The sequence below is a fragment of the Leisingera sp. genome (assembly GCF_034669605.1).
In the GTDB taxonomy this organism is placed as follows: Bacteria; Pseudomonadota; Alphaproteobacteria; order Rhodobacterales; family Rhodobacteraceae; genus Leisingera.
In genome coordinates this window covers 1-4,559 of record NZ_JAXMOX010000281.1, presented here as the reverse complement: position 1 = coordinate 4,559, position 4,559 = coordinate 1, and the positions used below count along the sequence as shown (strand labels likewise).

Here is a 4,559-nt window from a genome sequence, read left to right as displayed (position 1 = left end):
AACGGCTGCCTGCAGCTGCACGGCGGCTATGGCTATCTGGCTGACTACGGCGTCGAGAAGATCGTCCGCGACCTGCGGGTGCATCAGATCCTGGAAGGCACCAACGAGATCATGCGCCTGATCGTCGCGCGCCAGCTGATTGCAGGGTAACCTGTACCCAGATGCCCTGCCGAGGCGCATAAACCTGATGGAGCCCCTAGGATGAGTGATATCCATATCCGCAAATCCGGCCAGGCCGGCCGTATCACCTTCACCCGCCCCAAGGCGCTGAACGCGATGAGCTATGAGATGTGCATGGCGATCGACGCCGCCATGCGCAACTGGGCAACGGATGCCAGCGTCAAGCTGGTGGTGATCGACGCCGAAGGCGATAAGGCGTTTTGCGCCGGCGGTGACATTGCCGAGCTTTATGACACCGGCACCAGGGGCGACTACTCCTATGGCCGCAGGTTCTGGCGCGATGAATACCGGCTGAACGCGCTGATTTTTGAATACAAGAAGCCGGTGATCAGCTTCATGCAGGGTTTCACCATGGGCGGCGGGGTCGGCATCGGCTGCCACGGCACCCACCGGGTTGTTGGAGAGACCAGCCAGATCGCCATGCCCGAGGTGGGCATCGGCCTGGTGCCGGATGTGGGCGGCTCGCTGATGCTGGCGCTGGCGCCGGACCACCTGGGCGAATACCTTGGTATGACCGCGGCCCGCATGGGAGCGGAAGATGCAATCCTTGCGGGCTTTGCCGACCATTTTGTGCCGCAGGAAAACTGGCCCGCGCTGATCGACGCGCTGGAGGAAACCGGCAGTGCCAAGCTGGTGGAGGATGCCGCCCGGGCCGCGCCGGAGGGCAAGCTGCGCGCAGTCCGCGGGGACACCGCCAAGCACTTCGGCAAGCACAGCCTGGAGGCTATCCTGGAAGGCCTGCAGGCCGAGGACAGCGAATTTGCCGCGGCCGCGCTGAAATCGCTGAAGCGGAACTCGCCGCTGTCGATGGCCTGCACATTGGAAATGCTGCGCCGCCTGCGTGCCGATGGCCCGGCCATCCGCCGGGCGCTGGACCTGGAATACCGCTACACATTCCGCGCCATGGAAAAGAGCGATTTCCTGGAAGGCATCCGGGCCCAGATCATTGACAAGGACCGCAATCCGCAGTGGCAATACGCAGGCCAGCCGGTACCGGCACAGGCGGTTGCGGACATGCTGGCGCCGCTCGGCGCGGATGCGCTGACATTTGAGGAGGAACTCGCATGAAAATCGGATTTATCGGGCTTGGCAATATGGGCGGGCCGATGGCTGCCAATCTGGCGAAGGCCGGCCATCAGGTCACCGGCTTCGACATGGCCGACGTCAGCATCGACGGCGTGACCATGGCCGCGTCCGGCCCCGAGGCCGCAGCAGGCGCCGATGCCGTCATCACCATGCTGCCCAACGGCGCCATCCTGCGCCTTGTTGCCGCTGAAGTCATTCCGGCGATGACCAAAGGTGCTGCCTTTATCGATTGCTCCACCGTGGACGTGGACTCTGCCCGTGCGGTGGCCGAACAGGCCAAAGCCGCAGGGCTTCTGTCCGTCGACGCCCCCGTCTCCGGCGGCATCGGCGGCGCGGCCGGCGGCACGCTCACCTTCATGGCCGGCGGTTCGGCTGACGCCTTCGCGGCCGCGGAACCGCTGTTCGATATCATGGGCCAAAAGGCGGTGCATTGCGGCGCGGCCGGCGCCGGCCAGGCTGCCAAGATCTGCAACAACATGATCCTCGGCGTCACCATGATCGCCACCTGCGAGGCCTTTGCGCTGGCCGACAAGCTGGGTCTCGACCGCCAGAAGATGTTCGACGTGGTCTCGACCTCCTCCGGCTACAGCTGGTCGATGAACGCCTACTGCCCGGCCCCCGGCGTCGGCCCGCAGTCGCCCGCCGACAACGGCTATCAGCCTGGGTTCGCGGCTGAACTGATGCTCAAGGATCTGGGCCTCAGCCAGCAGGCAGCAGAAAGCGCAGATGCCGACACCCCGATGGGCGAACTGGCGATGGCGCTTTACAAGCGCTTCGTCGAAGAGGAAAACGGCAAGGGCATGGATTTCTCCGCCATGCTGCCCCGGTTTGAAAAGCGCAGCCGCGACGGCTGAGACCAGCGCCCTCACTGCGCTGAAATCCAGCACCTCTCAGGCGGCCTGTCCCGGGCCGCCTCCCCGCCCGGCCCTGACTCTCTAAAATTTGAGTAAACTTCAGGATTTCGGCGCCAGCTTGCCACAATTCCGTCCCAGTTCCCCAGCAATCCGTTAAGGGAATATTAATCTTTGCTCACTGGGGGGCTGTCCGACATGGCCACGGCGACGGAACTGAACATCAACTCCTCCGCGACAGCCACCCAGATGGCTGAGGAAATCTTTGGCGGCGGCGTCACTGTGACCAGCGCCAGCTACAGCGGCGACAGACTGTCCTCCGGCATCTATTCCGGCGCCGATACCACCATCCCCGGCGTGGCACCCGCGGAGTCCGGCGTGATCCTGTCAACCGGCTATGCGCGCGACTTTACCAACAGCAGCGGCACCGCCAACACAAACGTCCGCAGCAACACCAGCAGCAATACCACCGGCGTCAACAATGACGCCGATTTCAACGCCCTGGCCGGGGCCGCCACCCGCGACGCCTCTTTCCTGGAAATCGATTTCACCCCGGACGGCGATCTTCTGACCATCGACTTTGTGCTGTCCTCCGAGGAATACCCCGAGTTCGCCACCTCGCAATATAATGACGTGGTCGGTGTCTGGGTGAACGGGGTCGAGGCGCAGGTCTCCATCGGCGACGGCACTGCCTCGATCGGCAATATCAACGATGGCACCGAAAACATCTATGTCGACAACACCGGTGATCAGTACAACACCGAAATGGACGGGTTCACCATCACCCTGACCTTTGCCGCCCCGGTGAATGCAGGCCAGATAAACACCCTCAAGATCGGCGTCGCCGATACCGTGGACAGCAGTTATGATACCAACCTGCTGATTGCCGGCGGGTCGGTGCAAACAGCCGTGGTCGCGCAGGATGACCACGAAGACATCGCCATCAACAAGACCCGTGTGGTGGATGTTCTGGACAATGACAGCATCTCCACCGGCGGCACGCTGACGATCACCCATATCAACGATCAGGCGGTTTCAGCCGGCGGCACCGTCACCCTGGCCACCGGCCAGCAGATCACCCTCAATGCCGACGGCACACTGACCGTGGCCACGGACGGCGACCTGGAAACCGTCTATTTCAATTACACAGCGGACACCGGCCTGGGCAATTCGGACACCGGCCTGGTCGAGATCAACCAGACAGTGCCCTGTTTCCTGCGCGGCACCATGATCCGGGTGCCCGGCGGCGAGATCCCGGTTGAGGATCTGCGCCCCGGCATGGAGGTTCTGACCTACGACAACGGGCCTCAGACCCTGCAATGGACCGGCAGCCGGACGGTTGCATGCACGCCGCAAACCGCTCCGATCCGTTTTGCCAGGGGCAGCTGCGGCAACACCCGCGACCTCTATGTGTCGCCGCAGCACCGGATGCTGGTAAGGGGCCACAAGGCCGAGCTGCTGTTCGGCCAGGACGAGGTTCTGGTCAAGGCCAAGGATCTGGTGAACGACAGCACCATCCGCCCCGCGCTGGACATGCAGGCAGCGCAATATGTCCACCTGCTGTTCGGCCGCCACCAGCTTGTCTGGGCCGACGGCGCCCTCAGCGAAAGCTACCAGCCCGGCCCGCAAACAGCCGCAGGGTTTGATTCCGGAACGCTGGCGGAAATCCGCGATTTGTTTCCGGACCTCTGCACCAAAACCGGGCGCGGTTACGGAACTGCCGTGCGGCTGGCCCTGCGCAGCCATGAAGCGCGGGTTCTTGCCGCTGGGTGAGCGGCCGCAGGCGGGCCGCCGCCGCTTGGTTTACAGCACTCTTGGATTTTGCGCCCGGCCCGTTATGCCGAAGACGACCAAGAAAGGAGCCGCCGTAAATGGTACGCCGTTATATTGTTTCCATCGTTGTTCTCGCCGCCGCCTGCGCAGTGGCTATTCCGCTTGCTGCCGGCAATGGCCAGGACAAGGCGGAAAAGGCACTCCTGCACTGCCCGGCCGGCCTGGCCAAGACCTCCTCGCGCTGCGTGCCGCCGGGTCAAGCCAAGAAGTTCTACCGCCGCGGCGACCATATTCTGGACGAATATATCTGGATCGGGGACCCCGGCGAATGGGCCCCGGACCCTTACGGCAGCTATGTCCGGGCCGGCGGCTATGTCTACCAGGTGAACCGCGAGACCCAGAAGGTTCTGCGCCTGATCGGCGCGGTGGCAAAACTGGAAGACTGACCGCTTGCGCCGTCATCTGACGGCCGCCCGACGCGGCCGCCGCCGTCCGAACCGACCGAACAGGGCGGCCCGGCGCTGCCGCGGTTTCTTTCTGGCCGGAAATACTCCGGGGTGAATTGGCCGAAGGCCAAAAGGGGCAGCGCCCCTCTCCATCCAAACTGGCGGCGCAGCGCCCCTGCCGCTTACTCCGCCGCCACTTTCCGGGTCTGCAGCATGTCCTTCA

At 63.8% G+C, this 4,559-nt stretch carries 5 protein-coding genes; all 5 read left to right on the top strand.

The features are described from left to right. Positions 1–150: acyl-CoA dehydrogenase family protein (locus tag VOI29_RS22705; protein WP_323783935.1), on the top strand; the 150-nt coding region annotated here is incomplete at its 5' end. Between the two features lie 51 nt (positions 151–201). Next, entirely contained in the window at positions 202–1,248 is a 1,047-nt protein-coding gene (locus VOI29_RS22700) for an enoyl-CoA hydratase/isomerase family protein (RefSeq protein ID WP_323783933.1), read from the top strand. Continuing rightward, positions 1,245–2,120, top strand: coding sequence for a 3-hydroxyisobutyrate dehydrogenase (gene mmsB, locus VOI29_RS22695; RefSeq protein WP_323783931.1), 876 nt, complete (start codon positions 1,245–1,247; stop codon positions 2,118–2,120). The genes VOI29_RS22700 and mmsB overlap by 4 nt, the downstream gene beginning before the upstream one ends. Positions 2,121–2,315: 195 nt before the next feature. Then, positions 2,316–3,890 (top strand): Hint domain-containing protein, encoded by a 1,575-nt coding sequence (locus tag VOI29_RS22690; protein ID WP_323783928.1) that lies wholly within the window; start codon positions 2,316–2,318, stop codon positions 3,888–3,890. 98 nt (positions 3,891–3,988) lie between these two features. Next, the gene (locus tag VOI29_RS22685) at positions 3,989–4,336 is read left to right on the top strand and encodes a hypothetical protein (RefSeq protein WP_323783926.1); all 348 of its coding nucleotides are present in this window, start codon (positions 3,989–3,991) and stop codon (positions 4,334–4,336) included. Positions 4,337–4,559 lie beyond the last annotated feature (223 nt).

Bases quoted from the DNA above. Each gene is read 5' to 3' on its own strand.
- VOI29_RS22690 (WP_323783928.1), top strand. From the start codon at position 2,316: ATGGCCACGGCGACGGAACTGAACATCAACTCCTCCGCGACAGCCACC.
- mmsB (WP_323783931.1), top strand. From the start codon at position 1,245: ATGAAAATCGGATTTATCGGGCTTGGCAATATGGGCGGGCCGATGGCT.
- VOI29_RS22685 (WP_323783926.1), top strand. From the start codon at position 3,989: ATGGTACGCCGTTATATTGTTTCCATCGTTGTTCTCGCCGCCGCCTGC.
- VOI29_RS22700 (WP_323783933.1), top strand. From the start codon at position 202: ATGAGTGATATCCATATCCGCAAATCCGGCCAGGCCGGCCGTATCACC.